We start from the raw sequence: 18,005 nt of genomic DNA, 5'->3' as shown, positions 1-18,005 counted from the left end.
TCTAAATAGTGATCTAAAGGGATCAGCACTTTGTCATTTTTGTAATGACGATGAGCTGGTCCTTTTTTGCGTGGATTAAAAGCCTGTCTCGATACATCAACTGGAAACCACTCTGTCGAATAGCGGGTAAATGGAGCGGACATAATGAAGCCGAGGTGATAATTATGTCGAGTGAAAAACCACTAGTAAAATGTAGCGTGAGCAATTGTCATTATTGGGGCGAGCATAATTTATGCCGGGCTGAAGAAATTGTCATCGAGATCGATAAGCACGTAGGCAATGGTTATAAGGAAGAATATGCTGAAGAAATGACAAATGAAGGTCACTGCGATCATGCCAGTACATCATCTGCAACATGTTGTCTGACGTTTAAGCCGAACGCTTAGGAGGCCGCCAGAATGGACACAGAAAAGGATAATGAATCAAGCTCATCACGGGAACAATCCGGTCCGAGAAAAGTCATTCTTCGTCCGCGGAGAGTGGACTATCCTCGGCGGGACAGAGAGCATCGCGAAGAATACGCTGCTGAGGTAAATCCGGTTCCAATGCAGGTTCGGGATGCCCCGCGGATAGTGGAAGAACGCAAGGACAGTGAAGCGGAATATAGTGGAAGCCGGGTAATGGGGTATGTTGGACTGGGGATGGGGATCGCCTCATTGTTCATCTGGTCTTTTATTCTCGGACCCATCGCTGCCGTAGTTGGTTATTATTCCTATGTCAAAGAGCAAAAAACGCTTGGGGCATGGGCAATGGGCTTAGGGATTGTTGCGACACTAAGTTACTTCGTGATGATTCCCTTTGCGCGCTAAAAAGAACTGAATGGCTTTGATCTAAACAGGCTTTTAGACCTAAATATCAGGGTCTGAAGTCTGTTTTTTCATTCCAACATATAGCAATAATCTCAGATAAAATGTAAGATTAAGCCGTAATTCATCGAAATTTCAACGCGAAACCTTATATATGATTCGAGTAGGACAAAAAAGGAGTGCGCCAGCATGCAGATCAATCCCGCTGTAACCGACGGGTTAGGGCAGCTTAAATGGATCAACCTTAAGGCTACAACCGAAAAAACTAGCTCCGCGAATGGAAATGAACGGTCAACGGGAGTTTCAGCTTCTGGATTTGCGACAATGCTTCAGGCAATGTCAACGAGTAGTGAAAGTTCAAGCTATTTGACTTCTCTCCCGGATGCAACTTCAGTCAGCAGCTTGTTATGGCAGCAGATAGGCGGGACAACAGAAACCTTCAATAACATAATTTCCGGGGAAATAACGGGTTCCACACCTACGAGCTATGATGATCTCATCCAGAAGGCGAGTGCTAAATATGGCGTGCCGATTGATCTGATCAAAGCAGTGATTGATACTGAATCTTCGTTTAATCCTAATGTGGTCTCTTCGGCAGGGGCTAAAGGTTTAATGCAGCTTATGGATGGGACCGCGAGCGGTTTAGGGGTTACTGATTCGTTCGATCCGGCGCAAAACATTGATGGCGGCGTACGTTATTTATCTTATCAACTGAAACGCTTTGGCGGAGAGGAAAAGATGGCACTTGCAGCGTACAACGCAGGGCCGGGACGGGTAACAGATCTGGGAGTAACCAATGATCAGGAATTATTGGAGAAACTTAGCCTGCTTCCAAAAGAGACACAATCTTATATCTTTAAAATAGAACGCGCTCGCGCTCAATACGCGGTATAATAAAAAGGATCAAACGGGAAACACCGTTTGATCCTTTTTCGATAATAAGTTCACTCAACGAAGTAAAGGAGACATTTGACATATGCTTTACTGGGATTATGCCGCCGCTACACCGCCCTATGAAGAAGTGGTGCAGACGATGGAACAAATTATGAAGCTGCATTATGCGAACCCTTCCTCTTTGCACCGTGCGGGCAGTGAAGCGGGTAAGCTGATCAGACGGTCGCGTGAAGTATGCGCTGCTGCTTTATCTGTACAACCGCAGGAGATTCTATTTACTTCTGGTGCAACGGAAAGCAATAATTTGGCGATAAAAGGCGCTGCTCTGCAATATCAGACTAGAGGCCGCCATTTGGTAACTACAGAAATAGAGCATCCCTCTGTATATGAGAGTTTCCTGCAATTGCAGCGAATGGGCTGGGAGGTTACTTTTGTAGCACCCGATAGCACTGGGGTTGTTGATCCTGAGCGCGTAGCTGCTGCTGTCCGGCGCGATACAGTGCTTGTTAGTGTGATGCATGTCAATAACGAGATTGGAACGATACAACCGCTTAAAGAGATGGGGAAGCTGATTAAAGCTGTGAATCCGCGAACCTTATTTCATGTAGATGGTGTTCAGGGATATGGTAAGCTTGCAGTTGACTTAAAGGATTGGCAGGTGGATCTTTATAGCCTGTCTCCTCATAAGCTTCGAGGCCCACGTGGAGTGGGATTACTGTATATCAAAGAGGGAATTAAGCTATTCCCATTGCTTACAGGGGGCTCTCATGAAGAAGGACAACGCGCTGGAACTGAAAATGTACCTGCGATTGTCGCATCCTCCAAAGCTATCCGCATGAGTGGTGAGCAGCGCGAAACCTTCGTTGCCCAGTTGGTTCCACTCCGAGATCGATTATTACGCTTCTTGCGCACCGTTCCTGAATTTGTTATAAACAGCAGAGAGGATGGAGCTCCCCATATTGTGCATTTCTCTTACCCTGGCATGAAGGGAGAGGTATTCGCCCGCAAGCTAGAGGAACTGGGGATGGCTGTCTCCACCCGTTCGGCCTGCTCCTCACGACTGGCTGAGCCTAGTCGTGTATTATTGTCTATGGGTAAAGATGTCTCCAGTGCTTCAGGTGGGATTCGTATTAGCCTTGGCGACAGTCATACAGATGAGGGTGTCGCTGCGCTTGAGCAAGCATTAACCACTGCGGTACAAGCTTTAAAGATTGCTGAAGGAGGAATGAAGTAACAAATGAGCATGATGAACAAGGAATCTGCAGAAGGCAGAGCCCATAGTATAGAATACGCTGATATGCTGCTCCTGCGTTTTGGAGAGTTTACTTTAAAGGGCAAAAATCGTACCCGATTTGAAAAAACCGTACTGCGTCATGTGAAGGAATTGATTAAGCCTTATCCAAACGTAGTTCTGAGCAAGGAATTCGGAAGAATTTACGTGGAATTGAACGGGGAATCTGCGATTGAATTGGTACAAGCACTGAAGAATGTATTTGGCATTGCTTCAGTCAGTCCAGTGAAGGTTTCTAAGTCAGAGCTTGAGGATATTGTAGCGGTCAGCCGTCAATTTTTGGAGATAATCGCGCCTGCTCCGGGCACCAGATTTAAGGTTAATGCTCGGCGGGTATGGAAAGAGTTCCCTTACGGCTCCATTGAGATGAATAAACGGATCGCGACACCACTATTGCAAGGATATCCTGGCCTCACCGTAGACGTTAAATCGCCTGAATTAGAGCTGAGGGTCGAAATTCGTCAGGGACATACTTATATTTTCTGTGAAAATATTGCCGGTGTAGGTGGATTTCCATTAGGCACTAACGGAAAAGCGATGTTATTGCTGTCCGGTGGCATTGATAGTCCTGTAGCAGGCTGGTCATCCATGCGGCGCGGACTTGAAGTGGAGTGCGTGCACTTCTACAGTTATCCTTATACAAGCGAGCTTGCTAGACAAAAAGTTGTGGATCTTGCGCGGGTATTGTCACGTTATGCGGGTGTAATCAAGCTGCATCTGGTACCCTTTACTGAAGTGCAGACTTCCTTTACCGGCATCGGCCAGGATAATCTGATTATTACACTGATGCGGCGGGCAATGCTGAGAATTACTACCCAGCTTGCTGAGCGGGAAGGTGCATTGGCGATTGTAACCGGGGATAGTCTGGGACAAGTCGCTAGCCAGACCTTGCCAAGCATGAACGTGATTGGCCGTGCGACAACCCTCCCCCTTCTGCGTCCGCTGGTAATGATGGACAAAAGTGATATCGTGGACCTGTCGAAGAACATCGGTACCTATGATTTGTCTATCCTTCCTTATGAGGATTGCTGTACTTTATTTGTTCCAAAATCACCTACAACAAATCCGAATTTACGGATTGTGGATAAGATAGAGGCTACGCTTCCGGGATATTCTGAACTTCTGGAAGCGGCGATTGAAGCCACAGAGACCGTGTTAATCACTCCCTATGGAGATGAGAAGCCTAGTGATGTTGTAAGTGTCGAGGCTGGTTTACAGGAAGAATGGTTCTAAAGTAATAAACCAAAAAACTGCCTTGAAGCGTAGTGAAATCTACGTTCTGAGGCAGTTTTTTTGTGGTTTAGACGATTGTGCCCTCCTGAGGCTCTTCTGGTTTTGATTGGCGTTTCCAATGTCCCGCTGCCAAGATACCTATAATGATCACGATTATAAACAGATATTTGAGCAGCGGATGATGATTAAAAAATGGCGCAAGCTGATGTTCATCCGTAATCATACTTGAAGCAGTAAAACCTAAGACAGCAGAACCAATATAAATGATCCATGGATATTTGTTGATTAATTTAATAAAAAGGGTACTTCCCCACACAACGATGGGAACACTGATCAGCAGTCCTATGATAACCAGTGAGATATTATGCTTGGCAGCTCCGGCAATGGCGATCACATTATCAAGGCCCATGGCAGCATCAGCTAAAATGATTGTACCTACAGCGGACCACAAGCTTTGACCTGCCTTGATATCTGTTGAAGTGTTCTCACTGGTTAACAGCTTATAGGCAATCAGAATGAGTAAAATCCCTCCGGCAAGCAGTAACCAGGGGATTTTCAACAGCCATACGACCAGAATCGTTGCGAAGATCCGCAACACTACAGCACCTGCTGTTCCAAATACGATAGCCTTCTTTTGCGTGTCTGACGGTAAATTACGCGCCGCAAGACCGATCACAATGGCATTATCTCCCGCCAAAATAAGATCTAGAAAAATAATGTTGAGCAGCGATAATATAAACTCCCAGATGGATGTATTCAAAGCGAAGTCACTCCCAAGTTTGTTAGATTGAGCTTCAAAATATGCTTAGTTTTGTATACGCAAAAAAAGGAGCCAACATGCGTTCACGCTCAAAAAAAGTTGGACAGGAAGCATAGCTTGTCATTTCCGAACATACAAGTAGTTACATGTGACTCGGGGAGGTAAGTGCGAATGGATTCATTATTGCTCCTTGGTGAAATATTGATGATTAATCTGGTGCTGAGCGGAGATAATGCAATGGTTATCGCAATGGCCAGCAAGGATCTTTCGGCGAAGCACCGAAAGACTGCAGTATGGTGGGGCTCAGCAGGCGCAGTTGTTCTGCGGTGTTTGCTTACTTTTGTTGCGGTATTGCTATTAAAAATCCCTTATATTCAGGCTGGAGGGGGAATGCTGCTGCTATGGATAGCGTTCAAGCTGCTTTTGGAGGAAGAGGAGGATCTCAGAGTAAGGGAATCATCCTCAGTCTGGAAAGCAATCCGAACGATTCTTGTAGCAGACTTCATTATGAGCCTGGATAATGTACTAGCCATTGCAGGAGTAGCTAAAGGAGATTTGGCTTTAATTGTCATCGGGATTGCCCTTAGCATTCCGATAGTAGTGTGGGGAAGCGGCATTATTGTAGGCTGGCTGCACCGGTTTCCAGTGCTCGTATTTATCGGTGCTTATATATTGGCGTTTACAGCAGGGGATATGTTGCTTCAGGATGCAAAATTAGGGACGATGCTCTCCTTTTTGTTCCCTTCCTCACATTCCTATTTGCCCATTGCCTTAGGAATATTAGTTGTCGTTACGGGAGCAATAAAACGCAGAAAAACATCTGCAGGTTAATAAATTGCAATAAAAGGCAATACTAAACGGACATCTCCATAAATTGGAATTGTCCGTTTTTTTGCGTGATCAGAAGCGCTTATAGACACTGATTAATCACAGGGAGTGATGGCATTTTGTGTATGTTTGGGATAATATATGAGTAAGAATCCTGTCGCTTTCAGGCTATAAGGTGACGAGGAAATGAGGTAGACGTGAAATTGAAGGGATGGGTGAAGGATGTCTTCAAAGAAAGATATACAGCTAGGAATTTTTATTGTTGCTGCTGGCATCGTGATTTTATTAGGTAAGCTGGGCGTCTTCGGATTTTTGGGGCGCGCGCTTTGGCCTCTAGTGATTTTAATTCCAGGAATAGTACTACACATGTTATTTTTCAGCCGTCGTGCTTCGGCCTCGGTATTGGTTCCTGCCGGGATATTAACGGTGTATGGTTTGTTGTTTGGCCTCTGCAATATTTGGGGATGGGGGCTTATGAGAAACTTATGGCCTGTGCTGTTGCTTGGTCTTGCCGTGGGCTTGTATGAATACTCTATCTATGAACCAAGACGGACGGGTGGTCTGTCAGCAATTGCTGTAACATTAGGCTTACTAAGCCTTGCGCTTTGTATTTTCAGCCTTATGGGCACCGGCGCGATATACCTGATCGGGATTGTATTAATAGCTGTAGGAATTTGGCTGATTACCGGTCGAGGCAGAGCACGTGGCCGGAATAGATGGTATCGAAGCTAATTGCTGTAGGATCTTGTGAAAAAAAACGGAAATTGGTAACTGTTTTTTCATAAAAAGACTTGCTTTTCATGGTACTTTCACTATAATATTAATGTTATGTTGAAGCGTCGGCTTTCTGCCTGGCGCTTCTTTTGTGAGACTGCCGTGACATGCTATGAATTTTAACAGTTTTAATTTGATAAATGAGAGGATTTGGATACAAATCATGCATTCAAGAAAAGATATTCGCAACATTGCGATCATTGCCCACGTTGACCATGGCAAAACAACACTCGTCGATCAGCTCCTTCAACAATCGGGGATCTTCAGCGCCCATGAGCACTTGCAAGAACGTGCTATGGACTCTAATGATATCGAACGGGAACGTGGAATTACAATCCTAGCTAAAAATACAGCAATTACTTATAAAGAGTTTTTGATCAACATTGTGGATACACCTGGACATGCTGACTTTGGTGGCGAAGTAGAACGGATCATGAAAATGGTTGACGGTGTATTGCTGGTTGTTGATGCTTATGAAGGCTGCATGCCGCAAACGAAATTCGTTCTGCGTAAAGCATTGGAACAAAAACTTACACCGATCGTTGTCGTGAACAAGATTGACCGTCCAGCTGCTCGTCCTAAGGAAGTTATTGATGAAGTGCTCGATTTGTTCATCGAACTTGAAGCAAATGACGAACAATTGGAATTCCCTGTTGTTTATGCATCTGCTCTTAATGGTACATCAAGCATGGTTCCTGAGAAACAAGATGAAACGATGCTTTCGCTCTACGAAACCATTGTTGAACATATTCCAGCTCCAACCGAAAGTGTTGAAGAACCGCTTCAATTCCTCGTAACGTTGATGGATTATAACGAATACTTGGGTCGTATTGCAATTGGACGTGTTAACCGCGGTGTGATCAAACAAGGTCAATCTGTAACAGTTATTATGCGTGATGGTAAGAGCAAAACTGCACGTATCGAGAAATTGTTCGGCTTCCAAGGTTTGAAACGTATTGAAACAGAGCAAGCGGGCGCAGGGGATATCGTTGCTATTGCAGGGATCAAGGACATCAACATTGGTGAGACCATTGCTGATCCTGCAAACCCTGAAGCACTTCCGGTTCTGAAGATTGACGAGCCAACCATGCAAATGACATTCCTAGTGAATAACAGTCCTTTTGCTGGTAAAGAAGGTAAATGGGTAACTTCCCGTAAACTACGTGAGCGTCTATTTAAAGAACTTGAAACAGACGTGAGTTTGCGTGTGGAAGAAACTGATAGTCCTGATGCATTTATCGTTTCTGGACGCGGTGAGCTTCACCTTGGAATTCTGATCGAGAATATGCGTCGTGAAGGTTATGAAATGCAAGTTTCTAAACCACAAGTAATCATTAAAGAAATCGACGGTGTCAAAATGGAGCCGCTTGAGCGTCTAATGATTGATATTCCAGAAGAGAGCATGGGCTCTGTTATGGAGAGTCTGGGTACTCGTAAAGCCGAAATGGTCAATATGATTAACAACGGTACGGGTCAAGTACGTCTGGAGTTCCTGATTCCTGCACGTGGATTGATTGGTTACAACACTTACTTCTTGACTTTGACACGCGGTTACGGCGTTATGAACCATGCTTTTGACAGCTACGCTCCACTGGTTGCTGGTCAAGTTGGCGGACGTCATCAAGGTGTGCTTGTAGCAAGTGAGACTGGATCAACAACTCAATACGGAATCGTGGGTGTTGAGGATCGTGGTATTCTCTTCTTGGATGCAGGTACAGAAATTTATGAAGGTATGATCGTAGGCGAGCATACCCGTGATAACGATATTATCGTTAACATCTGTAAGGAAAAAGCACTTACCAACATGCGTACCTCAGGCAAAGATGATACTGTAAAAATGAAGACACCACGCACCTTCTCTTTGGAAGGCGCACTTGAATATTTGAACGATGATGAATATTGTGAAATTACACCTAAATCCATTCGTTTGCGTAAAAAGATTCTGAACAAAGGCGAACGCGAACGTGTAGAGAAACAACGTAAAACAGCACAAGCCAACGCGTAAACACATGCTTATGAATAAGACCGCCGGATTATTGCATCCGGCGGCTTTTTTTAATATAAGAAACAAAAAATTCCCCTACTGATGATATAATGTAAACGTATCTTAAATTTGGGAGGAGTGCGGTTATCTATGCAGGTGTGGTTCGCTGAGCATCCAATCGTCGCTTATATTGTTATCTTTATATTGCTTACTTTTGTTTATAATCAAGTCTTTCGTGTGAATCAAAAGTTATCGATTGGCAAGGAAATCATGCTCTACATAATGATGGCGGTTGGCTCTGGCATGCTCCTCATTTTCCAACATGATAAGCTTCCGATTATCCAATGTCTGTTGGTTGCTGTCGGATTAATGCTGATGGTACGGATACGTTATATAGTAGAAGCTCGACAGAAGAGAAAGGCTGCGGCAGCAGCGAAGAGATCGTAATCGCAACTTTTGTACCTTAAGGATCGTCTAATTAATGTAGCAATTCTAATTCTAAATGAAATGAAAAGGACTTTATTCTATTATGAGTACAAGAAACAGCGGTTTACCTCCAAGAGCAAACGGGCAACAACCTACTAATAGAAAACAGCCTGTGAAGGGTGCTTCTAAGAAAAAAACGAAAAAGAAAGTGAAAAAGAGAGGTTTTTTTGGCAGATTAGTTAGAGTATTGTTAACTTTGCTAATTATTGCGATCCTCGGCGTGCTGGGTTATGGCGGTTATCTGTATTGGAAGCTTGAGCATGGCGTATTTAATGCAGGGGTTGAGGGTACGGTTGCTCCAGGGCATTCCGCTTCAGAAAAACCACTGACAATGCTTATACTGGGAACGGATAACAGACCTAAACACGAGTCTTATTTGACTGACGTGATCATGGTTGCAGCACTTAATCCTAAGACTAAATCAGCGACTATTGTTTCACTTCCTCGTGATACCTATGTGGAGCTAAGCGGCTATAAGAAAACGAAAATTAATGAATTTTATGCTCGCTTCAAGGGTAAGGAGAAATCCTCTGGTCTACTGGCTGAAGATGAGATGAAGACGATGATGGGTAAGTATTTGGATATTGATGTAGATTATACAACGATTCTTGATTTTCAGGGCTTCCGTGATGTAGTGGACGAGCTTGGGGGAGTCGAAGTAAATATTAGTGAAAATATGTGTTATACAGACACTGTGGATGGCACGAATATCAATCTGAAAAAGGGTCCGGCAGAGCTGGATGGAAAAAATGCACTGGACTATGTGAGGTATCGTAAATCCAATTGCAAGCCTAAGACCAACGCATCAGATGATTTTGATCGCAACAAACGCCAGAACGAAGTTCTGAACAGTCTGGTGGATCAGATGCAATCGCTTGGTGGCGTATTAAAAATCGGCAAGGTGCTTGATGCAGTGGACAGTAACATGAAGACAGATATCGAAAATTCGCAAATCAAAGATATGATTGCGACGTATTGGAAGATTTCCAAAGAGAATATCGAATTCAAGCCGGTTACTGGAACGTGGCGAAGTCCATATGTATATATTAATGATGAGGAGTTTGAGGCCGCTAAGAAAAGCTTGCAGGATCGGATTGCAGGAATTTCCACGGGAGCTGATTCGACAGCTGCTGAGACGCCTTAAGGACCTTAATATCTTCCATAGCTAAAATTGAATGCAAGTTTCAGCCTGTGCTATAATATAATAAATCGAATGAATTAACGTCGCATAGGGGGCCAGTACTTATGTCCGAAGCCGTTGCTCAGCTGAATGAAACTTTGCTATCGATGCTGCAATCGGAAACCTTTGTTCTTCTAAACACAGTTGATGCGGAGACAGGCGGTCCTACATCCACAGCTATTTCGTGGCTTTATGCTGTTAGTCCTAGTACTGTGCGTTTGGCTATTGATCATCGTTCAAGACTTGTGAATAATATGAAGGTTAATCCATTAATAACTATAACTGTGTTTGGTGAAGGAACTGTCTATGCCATTAACGGTAGTGCTGCTGTAAGGCAGGACCCGCTAGAAGATGTTCCTTTTAAGATGTGCTGTTTTGATGTTGAAATTCAAGCGGTCCGCAACGCGCTTTTTTACGGCGCGCAGCTGGACTCCGCCCCAAGATATGCGAAAGTTTATGATGGACGTGCCGCTGAGAAGTTGGACGGACAAGTATTTGCTGCCATGAAAAAAGCCTAGTGAAAATATCACTGGGCTTTTTTTGAACTCAAAGAACATCTTTTGTTCTTAATCTCTACTGTGCATTTTTTTGCGGCTTGGTATCCTCTGGCAGCTGTGGCATGATTCGTCCGATAATATCGGCCAGCTCGGATGAGAATCCGGATATCGGATGTCCCTTGGAGATATGGCGGCTCATTTCCGCTAATCTGCTGGAGAGATCCATATCCGCAGTGACAAGCGCCCGTACACTTCTTGGGTCTTTGCGGATGGCTTCTGCTACAGAATATTTGATGCTTCCTACACGTGAACGGCCCAGAGAACCTTCTACATCAAGACCAACTATGGCAACTTTGTTCATGACTACACAGTGTGCGCCATTTACACCGGGAACTCTTTTGGCCAACTGTTCAAAATGATCCTTAAGTGCAATTTCACTTTCTCCATTAACATTGACGGCTTGACCAGCTTTTGAGGTGGCTTTAGGATTAGTCGCACCATCATTGGACAATTGCCGAACCTCATGGTTCCCCGTACCCTTTACAGCATTCGCAGATTGTTTATTCTGAGGAGAGGGTGATGTCTTTTTATTAGCGATACCGCAGCTTGTCAGTAGCAGCAGTACCAGCAACAGACATATTGATTTTCTCATATGTGATTACTCCTTTCAGCCAAAGAATCGTTTCTGTACCATATCTTTTCCCTTGGCGGAAAGAGTTATGTATGATCAATCAAACCAGGCGCTGTGGAGGGGATAATATGAACAAGATATTTGTGCTAGATACCAACGTGCTTTTGCACGACCCCAATTCAATTTTCTCTTTCAAGGAGCATGAGGTGGTTATTCCGGCTGTTGTGCTGGAAGAAATCGACTCCAAGAAGCGCAATGCTGACGAAATCGGTCGGAATGCCCGTACGGTATCCCGATTGCTTGATGGACTCCGGGAACTAGGTCATTTGCATAGTGGTGTGGAACTGGAGCATGGAGGCAAGCTGAAGGTAGAACTTAACCATCGCAGTTTTGTGAAGGTACAGGAAATGTTTGGTGAGGTGTCTAACGACAATCGGATTTTGGCTGTTGCTCTCAATTATTTAAATGAAGAGAATGAGAAGCCCGATCCGCGTCCCGTTGTGCTTGTGAGCAAGGATGTACTGGTTCGTATTAAAGCGGATGTACTGGGAATTACGCCAGAGGATTATTTGTCAGATCGTACTGGAGACTTAAATGAACTATACACTGGTTACCAATCTCTGCAGGTTCATCCCGCATTGATTGATGAATATTACAGTCACCGCTCTCTGACGGTAAAACAGCTTGCGTTGTCGTATCCGTTGTACCCTCATGAATTTGTGATTCTCAAGGATGAGATTGGCACTGGCAAATCAGCTCTTCTCAAAGTGAATAGTGATGCCACACGTCTGGAGCCACTCTATCTGGGCAATGATTCGGTTTGGGGGATTAGCGCCCGTAATGCTCAACAACGAATGGCACTGGAGCTGCTGCTAAATGATGAAATCCCACTCGTAACGATCACGGGTAAGGCTGGGACAGGGAAGACGTTATTGGCGCTTGCAGCCGGACTATTCAAAGTGGAGGATGAACATAAATACAAAAAATTGCTTATCGCCCGTCCGGTTGTTCCTATGGGTAAGGACATTGGTTACTTGCCCGGTGAGAAGGATGAGAAGCTTAGACCCTGGATGCAGCCTATTTATGATAATCTGGAATTCCTGTTCGATACCAAAAAAGCTGGCGATATCGATAAAATCTTAATGGGGTTAGGAAGTATACAGGTAGAAGCCTTAACCTATATTCGCGGCCGTTCAATCCCATCACAGTTCATTATTATTGATGAGGCGCAGAACCTTTCCCGTCATGAGGTGAAGACCATTGTCTCCAGAGCGGGAGAAGGAAGTAAAGTCATTCTAATGGGCGATCCGGAGCAAATCGATCATCCATATCTGGATGCTGCGAGCAACGGACTGAGCTATATCGTCGAGAAGTTTAAACAGCAAGGGATTAGCGGACATATTACTTTGGAAAAAGGTGAGCGTTCCCGCTTGGCGCAATTGGCCGCGGATCTACTCTAACGGTTCATCAATCCTATTTTCAGCCGGGAGAAGCAAACACTCCCGGCTTTTTCCTGCCCGCCCGGAAACGGCAGAGGAATTTAAAGTTGGTTGTGGTGATTAGAGCCATGGAAAGAAAGTCTGGAACTGTAGAAGCGAAGCGTTCGCCTTTATCCTCGGATTTTAACCGCATGATGCGGTAATTAGATCAGGAAATCTGAGGATAACAGCGATCGGAAGTCCAAAGCTTTCTTGTAATGGCGGTCAGATCACCTTCCTATTTTTAATGCCTCTGGCGTATCACCCATATAATAGAAAGAGAACGGTTTCACAAACTAAAGACAAGCACCGGAGGGTTTGGTAAAATAGGGGAGACCAATCAAAAGGGAAGGTGGGAAATCGTGCTGAAACGCAAAAATTATTGGCTGCTTTTTGCAATTTTACTACTATCGCTGACAAGCCTGTCGCCCAGTATGGAATTGAGTACCAGTAACGATCCACGTCCTATGAAAAGACCACAAAGTCAGTCGACCCATCCCTCTTCCGGAGATGAGGGAACTATAGATAGCTTACACATAAGAGTATCGTTAAATAGCGAAGAATTTAGTGAACTGGAGCTCCTTAGCAACCGTTATACCTTAGAAAGTGGAGTAAAGGTTATTTTAAGCAATGTGGATATGGAGGATGCCGATGAGGTATTGAAGCATGATTTAACGATCGGGGACAGCCCGGATATAGTCATGGCAGATGGACGAAGCATTCTGGACTGGGCCACACGTGGATATTTATTGCCGATGGATGTGTATCAGAGCGTTCCGGGGAGTGCACCGTTAACACAGTTGATCCCCTGGATGCAGTGGAATGGATATAATTGGGGAGTCCCGTTAGATATAGATCCTTACGTGCTTGTTTATTCCCCACAACGGCTGGCGGAGCTGGGTTTTAATGCATTACCCAAAAGCCTCGAAGAGTGGAATATCCTGCTTCAGAATGTGCTAAAAGAGCAAGGGAAATATTTACTTGCGATGGATACCCGCAATCCTTATGGATTGTCAGCGGTAATGGAGAGCATGAATAGCAGCTTGTTAGCAGATAACCAAGAGGTGTTGAATTGGATTCAGAATGCCCGCAGTTATTTTTATCTCACCAGCCGCTACAATAAAGATGTCTGGGATATGCTCCAAGGAGGTAGTGTCGCCGTTGCTTCATTACCGTTATCCGAGTGGCAGAAGCATGGAAATTCATCCCTTGCTGCTGTACCGGCCCTGACTGCTAATAATGGGGGTGGGTTTGAATCCTGTTACAGTCGATCTTTTGCCCTTCCAGCTCAATCTCAAAGTCCAAAGGAAGCTGTGAATTGGCTGACCTTTATCACCTCAGAGGATGCTCAGCTGGATTGGTTGGAGAATACGGGTAGCTTGCCGGCGCTTGATGTTCTTTATCGTTCGGAGCATGCTTTTAAATACAAGCTTCCTTTCGATGTTGAGCTATTGCTGACAGAAGAAACCGCCCCGGAGGATGAGTCACAGGGCGGCTGGAGTAAGGTTGTTGAAGCTGTATCGTTACTATTAACGGGGCAGATAGATGCGGAAGGCTACAAAGAATTTCTAAAAGAAGGCCTAAAATGAAATGGAAAGCTTAACATGCAAGACGCCCTCTTGGCTATCTACTGCCGTGGCACGAAGGAAAGATACTATTTTGCCTGGATAAAAGCCTAAGTCAAATTCTTCTTCCAACGTTTTTCTTGTTGTGTCAGGCAATTCAAGACCGTTAAATACAATATGATCGACTTGGAATATAAGGCCGTTGATCGGTTCTTCCTGAATGGTATAGTGACCGGTCAGTGAAAGGGCTAGCGCTCCGCTTTTTCCAGTGGCAGTAATCGATCCGTCATTGAAATGAAAGGCGAAGTCTTTAAACAGCGAATTCTGCGATTGCAAAAATTCATTCAGATCCTCTTCCTTCAGGTTTAGCTCATAAGTCATTCCTTTTCGAGTCAGTACACCCTCTCGATTCTGAACAAACTGTGGTAGTTTATTCATTGCGGAGGATAACGCCTTGAAATAAGTTTTTACCTCGTGCAGGCCGATATTCTCCCAATATAATGTGAATTCTTTAAGTAGAGTACTCATATTTTCAGGATCGCTGCTATTTTTAATCCCACCCTCAATATCCTTGTTGAGCGCGTTTACCCGAACTTGCTGTTCCTCCAGAGCCGTACGCAATCGGGCGAGCTCTTCCGAGTTTCGCTTCGCAGTCTGAAGGGTATCCTTCAAATCCTTATATTGTTCTTCATATTGTGAGAGAATATCGCGGTCATTTCCAATAATAATCTCATAATAATCGAACAGAGCCAGGAATCTGCTGATACTTTTTGCTGAAAAAAACGCGGCCAGAAGATTATCTCTATCCCCCATATAATAAGAACGCACAACTGCACCTGCCCGTTCCTGTTGGTCCGCAATGGCTGTTTTTTTCTGGGTAGCTTGTCTGTTCAGGCTTTCTACCTTTTGTTCAAGCGCTTTTTGTTCGGCTGTAATCTTGATGATTTCACGTTCAATTTCTGCAGAAGACAAGGTCTGTTCAAGTAGTTTACGGGTTTCTTCATTATCTGGTATAGCAGAGTTGAAAAAATCACCGCTAGGGTCGGCAGACAAGTACTTCACAGGTTGTAACGGAAACAAAGTACAGCAGAAGAGAATTAGTATGGTTGCAATCATGCGGCTTTGTAAATTGCGGGAGCGCACCACACCACCACCTTTTTTTTGAAATGATATATGTATGTACTAATAATATGTTTAACCCTTCTAAAATAGCATACAAACAAAAAAACGGAAGTGATCCTTATAAGATAAGGACCTCATCCGCTCCAAAAGAGTACTGCAATTTATAGTGGAAGACCCATTTGAAAGATCGTCCAATAACTAAATCCGGTGAAAGTCAGAATCATGTATGCCCAGAAGAGAAGAACATAAGTTTTTTCAGTAAATTTCATATAGCCAAGTATTACGAAAAATGCAGTTTGTAAAAAGAAAAGCAAGGCCATTTCTGTTAGACCTCCGGCGAAAGCCATCAATCCAATAGCTAATGTGAAAAAACCTAATACCCGAAACATGCGGTCCAAGAGAGAGTCCCCCTTCCAGTATGTATCTCACGAATATTCCTTCGATTTATTATACCCTCAACATAATTATGTGTAAACGAATTCATTGAAAAAAATGCACTAATCTTCAAAAAATGTGATTTTTATAATTGACCTGAGTGATTAGTGCTTTAAAAAAGAGAATTTATAGTTTTATGCGTATGATGTACGCAGATAATGGAAATACAAATTAGTATCAAATAGATTCTATGAACTCTATGAGAAGCATAGAAATGGAGTAAGCAGCTTTTATCCCTATTCACTACCCGGCAGAACTGCCGGTTATGGAGATGGTTATTTCATGACGTTGTTAGGAGGTTTGGCTTTATGACAGCCGTTAGACAGGACGCTTGGAGTGCAGAAGATGATCTAATATTGGCAGAAGTAACTTTGCGACACATTCGGGAGGGCAGCACACAGCTTGCCGCTTTTGAAGAGGTGGGTGAAAAAATCGGCAGAACTTCGGCCGCTTGCGGATTCCGCTGGAACAGTTGTGTTCGGAAAAGTTATGAAGGTGCAATCGGTATTGCTAAAGGGCAACGTCAAAAGCGTAGCTACCTGAAAAAGCAGCCGTCAGTAAGAGGAGCGCAAGTAGCTGGTCTCATTCTGGGTGATGTCGATGAGGAATTTGGGCGCGGTGAGGGATTAAGTGAAAACACATTATCCATTGATGCGGTCATTCGTTTCTTAAGACAATGGAAGGGTACGATCCAGGAAGCAGGACGTCAGCTGAAAATGCTGGAAAGAGACCTGCGCGAGAAGGAAGATGAATTAACAGAATTACGATCTGAGAATGAACGGTTGTCTAAAGAGGTTAATCTTGCTCAAAGCGACTACCGGGTAGTCAACGATGATTACAAAGCTTTAATTCAGATTATGGATCGTGCTCGCAGGCTTGCTTTCTTAAATGAAGAAGAAGAAGAAATGAAGACTCGTTTCAAAATGGATGGTAACGGAAATTTAGAACGCATTGAATAAACGATAGGTTAACTAACAATCCCGCAAGTGGTCTGCTTTTTAAGCACCACTTGCGGGGTTTTTGGTATACTTAGAAAAATTGTGCTTAAGATCAGCAGGAGGGTTATATGAAAATTGATATAATTGGTGCAGGTTCACTCGGTCTGCTGCTGGCAGGGAGACTGATCCAAGCCGGGAATGATGTGAGGCTGTGGTGCCGAGGGATAGAACAATGCCAACGATTAGGGCGTGATGGCTTAACGGTTACCTACGAGGATGAACGCGAGCCGATAACAATCTCGGAAGATCAGTTTGTATCCGCGCCAATAGGGGAGTTCGCTGGTGCTTATCTAGAAGAGCCGAGTGATTGGATCGTGGTGACGGTTAAACAGAATACTCTACATAATGATTTGCCTGAATTTCTATCCCTACTTAAGGAAGAGCGAGTACATATGATTTGTTTTCAGAATGGTACAGGACATATGGAGATGTTAGGAGGCATGTTGCCAAACGCCAATTTATATGTAGCTGTGACTACGGAGGCTGCGAAGCGCAAATCATTAACTGAAGTCATTCATGCAGGAGCAGGGGAGGTGTGGATAGGAAAATGGAGCTTAGGGGATGGACAAGCTCATAGCATACATAATGATTTAAAAGCGAATAATTTAATAGAAGTTCTCATAATGGCAGGATTCGCAGCCTTTTTGTCGAATGAAGTGGATACCATGATTTACCGGAAGCTCTTGATCAATGCCGTTATAAATCCACTCACGGCGATTTGGCGTATTCCAAATGGGGAGCTGTTGTCTTCAGAGCAACGCCTCCAATTAATGAAGGAAGTTTTTGAAGAAGCAATAATGGTGTATGATTTCTGTGAAATTACTTATGATAAGGATGCTTGGGATAACATCCTTCAGGTGTGCCGGTTAACGTCTGGCAATATTTCATCTATGCTGGCAGATGTACTTGCTTCAAGAACCACAGAAATTCGTTGGATCAATGGAAGTCTTGTAGAAATGGCAGAACGATCTGGAGTGTCGGCACCATTAAATCGCTGGCTCTGCCAATTAGTAGAAGGTATTGGGGTATGATCTCTGGGGAGA

19 protein-coding genes are annotated in these 18,005 nt (G+C 44.1%); 15 read left to right on the top strand and 4 right to left on the bottom strand.

The features are described from left to right. Positions 1-44 precede the first annotated feature (44 nt). The 5 genes from MHB37_RS24515 (at position 45) to thiI (ending at position 4,224) form a co-directional block, all read left to right on the top strand. On the top strand, positions 45-386 hold the full coding sequence (locus MHB37_RS24515; RefSeq protein WP_405168628.1) for a DUF1540 domain-containing protein: 342 nt from the start codon (positions 45-47) through the stop codon (positions 384-386). A 12-nt stretch (positions 387-398) separates the two neighbouring features. Then, positions 399-809 carry a hypothetical protein gene (locus tag MHB37_RS24510; protein WP_038572882.1) on the top strand — a complete coding sequence of 137 codons (411 nt, stop codon included), beginning with the start codon at positions 399-401 and terminating at the stop codon, positions 807-809. A gap of 186 nt (positions 810-995) precedes the next feature. Next, positions 996-1,700 carry a lytic transglycosylase domain-containing protein gene (locus MHB37_RS24505; protein WP_038572880.1) on the top strand — a complete coding sequence of 235 codons (705 nt, stop codon included), beginning with the start codon at positions 996-998 and terminating at the stop codon, positions 1,698-1,700. Between the two features lie 82 nt (positions 1,701-1,782). Next, positions 1,783-2,934: a cysteine desulfurase family protein gene (locus MHB37_RS24500; protein ID WP_076308219.1), complete on the top strand. Its 1,152-nt coding sequence runs from the start codon at positions 1,783-1,785 to the stop codon at positions 2,932-2,934. Positions 2,935-2,937: 3 nt separating this feature from the next. Continuing rightward, entirely contained in the window at positions 2,938-4,224 is a 1,287-nt protein-coding gene (gene thiI / locus MHB37_RS24495) for a tRNA uracil 4-sulfurtransferase ThiI (protein ID WP_081386858.1), read from the top strand. A gap of 67 nt (positions 4,225-4,291) precedes the next feature. Here the strand turns inward: thiI and MHB37_RS24490 are convergent, their stop codons facing one another. Further along, positions 4,292-4,984, bottom strand: coding sequence for a TerC family protein (locus tag MHB37_RS24490; protein ID WP_076141834.1), 693 nt, complete (start codon positions 4,982-4,984; stop codon positions 4,292-4,294). A gap of 171 nt (positions 4,985-5,155) precedes the next feature. On the opposite strand from MHB37_RS24490, the gene MHB37_RS24485 reads away from it, so the two are divergent. From MHB37_RS24485 to MHB37_RS24460, 6 genes are all read left to right on the top strand, one after another. Beyond that, positions 5,156-5,815 carry a TerC family protein gene (locus MHB37_RS24485; protein WP_076136549.1) on the top strand — a complete coding sequence of 220 codons (660 nt, stop codon included), beginning with the start codon at positions 5,156-5,158 and terminating at the stop codon, positions 5,813-5,815. Positions 5,816-6,034: 219 nt separating this feature from the next. Then, complete coding sequence (locus MHB37_RS24480) at positions 6,035-6,544, top strand: hypothetical protein (RefSeq protein WP_076129027.1); 510 nt, start codon at positions 6,035-6,037, stop codon at positions 6,542-6,544. 205 nt (positions 6,545-6,749) lie between these two features. Then, complete coding sequence (gene typA / locus MHB37_RS24475; protein ID WP_076129029.1) at positions 6,750-8,591, top strand: translational GTPase TypA; 1,842 nt, start codon at positions 6,750-6,752, stop codon at positions 8,589-8,591. A 129-nt stretch (positions 8,592-8,720) separates the two neighbouring features. After that, positions 8,721-9,017 carry a YlaH-like family protein gene (locus tag MHB37_RS24470; protein WP_076179286.1) on the top strand — a complete coding sequence of 99 codons (297 nt, stop codon included), beginning with the start codon at positions 8,721-8,723 and terminating at the stop codon, positions 9,015-9,017. A gap of 82 nt (positions 9,018-9,099) precedes the next feature. Then, positions 9,100-10,200, top strand: a complete 1,101-nt coding sequence (locus MHB37_RS24465) for an LCP family protein (RefSeq protein ID WP_076129031.1) — start codon at positions 9,100-9,102, stop codon at positions 10,198-10,200. 101 nt (positions 10,201-10,301) lie between these two features. Further along, positions 10,302-10,754: a pyridoxamine 5'-phosphate oxidase family protein gene (locus tag MHB37_RS24460; protein WP_076129033.1), complete on the top strand. Its 453-nt coding sequence runs from the start codon at positions 10,302-10,304 to the stop codon at positions 10,752-10,754. A gap of 55 nt (positions 10,755-10,809) precedes the next feature. Here the strand turns inward: MHB37_RS24460 and MHB37_RS24455 are convergent, their stop codons facing one another. After that, entirely contained in the window at positions 10,810-11,385 is a 576-nt protein-coding gene (locus MHB37_RS24455) for a YhcN/YlaJ family sporulation lipoprotein (protein ID WP_076129034.1), read from the bottom strand. A 107-nt stretch (positions 11,386-11,492) separates the two neighbouring features. On the opposite strand from MHB37_RS24455, the gene MHB37_RS24450 reads away from it, so the two are divergent. Further along, a complete protein-coding gene (locus MHB37_RS24450; RefSeq protein ID WP_036683710.1) occupies positions 11,493-12,824 on the top strand; it encodes a PhoH family protein in 1,332 nt (443 codons plus the stop codon). A 380-nt stretch (positions 12,825-13,204) separates the two neighbouring features. Next, a complete protein-coding gene (locus tag MHB37_RS24445) occupies positions 13,205-14,431 on the top strand; it encodes an extracellular solute-binding protein (protein ID WP_076185253.1) in 1,227 nt (408 codons plus the stop codon). Here MHB37_RS24445 and MHB37_RS24440 read toward each other — a convergent pair. Together MHB37_RS24440 and MHB37_RS24435 are read right to left on the bottom strand one after the other, a co-directional pair. Beyond that, a complete protein-coding gene (locus MHB37_RS24440) occupies positions 14,423-15,550 on the bottom strand; it encodes a hypothetical protein (protein ID WP_254857085.1) in 1,128 nt (375 codons plus the stop codon). The two genes, MHB37_RS24445 and MHB37_RS24440, sit on opposite strands and share 9 nt — an antisense overlap. A gap of 140 nt (positions 15,551-15,690) precedes the next feature. Continuing rightward, positions 15,691-15,927: a DUF2626 family protein gene (locus MHB37_RS24435; RefSeq protein ID WP_036683705.1), complete on the bottom strand. Its 237-nt coding sequence runs from the start codon at positions 15,925-15,927 to the stop codon at positions 15,691-15,693. A 345-nt stretch (positions 15,928-16,272) separates the two neighbouring features. Between MHB37_RS24435 and MHB37_RS24430 the strand changes: the two genes are divergently transcribed. Both MHB37_RS24430 and MHB37_RS24425 read left to right on the top strand, forming a co-directional pair. Continuing rightward, positions 16,273-16,923, top strand: coding sequence for an RsfA family transcriptional regulator (locus tag MHB37_RS24430; RefSeq protein ID WP_036683702.1), 651 nt, complete (start codon positions 16,273-16,275; stop codon positions 16,921-16,923). Between the two features lie 107 nt (positions 16,924-17,030). Continuing rightward, on the top strand, positions 17,031-17,993 hold the full coding sequence (locus MHB37_RS24425; RefSeq protein WP_405168627.1) for a ketopantoate reductase family protein: 963 nt from the start codon (positions 17,031-17,033) through the stop codon (positions 17,991-17,993). The last annotated feature ends 12 nt before the right edge of the window (positions 17,994-18,005 follow it).

Origin of the sequence: Paenibacillus sp. FSL H3-0286 (assembly GCF_045040705.1) — a bacterium.
GTDB classification, from domain to species: Bacteria; Bacillota; Bacilli; order Paenibacillales; family Paenibacillaceae; genus Paenibacillus_AQ; species Paenibacillus_AQ odorifer.
The sequence above is the reverse complement of the archived record's forward strand: the minus strand, read 5'-3'. Positions and strand labels throughout refer to the sequence as shown.